Annotated in this window: 1 protein-coding gene; it reads right to left on the bottom strand. The window is 46.7% G+C overall.

Translation table 11 applies throughout. From position 1 onward, the window contains the following. On the bottom strand, positions 1–602 hold a 602-nt coding region (locus ACQ661_RS12720), incomplete at both ends, for an RNA-guided endonuclease InsQ/TnpB family protein (protein ID WP_431668590.1).

The raw sequence follows: 602 nt of genomic DNA, 5'->3' as shown, positions 1-602 counted from the left end.
CGCTGATGCGCCTTAGCGAGTTTAAGTCGGGCTTTTGCACGACCTTTGCTGCCTTTTTTGCAGCGTGATAAGGCTTTTTGTTTACGGCGCAGATTGGCACTGGCTTTCTTCAAAAAGCGTGGATTCGGTTTTTTCGTGCCGTTTGAATCTATGGCAATATGTGTTAAACCCATATCCAATCCGAGAACTTGAACAGCATTCAGGCTTTGAATGGGCGCAGGAGCTTCTTGCCCATCTTCATGCAGTAGCGAGGCATAGTATTTACCTGTCACGGTGCGGGACAGGGTGATGCTTTTCAGTTTTCCTTCAACCTTGCGATGAATACGCGCTTTAATGGGCTGCTTTAACTTCGGCACTTTAATCCAGTCATCACCACAATCAACGCTCATGCAATGATAGCTGGACTGCCTGCCGTGCTTGCGCTTGAACTTGGGATAACGAGAAGGCAGTTTGGGATCAAAGAAATGTTGAAAGGCTTTATCCAGATTGATACATGCCTGCTGGAGTGCAATCGAATCAAAATCTTTGAGCCAGTGATACTTGCGAGATTTCTTCGCAACAGCCAACAGCGGCTTGAGGTCTTTTTTGGCCTTCAATTTCAG

It is taken from the genome of Pseudidiomarina sp. WS423 (genome assembly GCF_050750165.1).
Classification (GTDB): domain Bacteria; phylum Pseudomonadota; class Gammaproteobacteria; order Enterobacterales; family Alteromonadaceae; genus Pseudidiomarina; species Pseudidiomarina fusca.
Note: the sequence above shows the minus strand (reverse complement) of the source record. Positions and strands in the feature narration are given on the sequence as shown.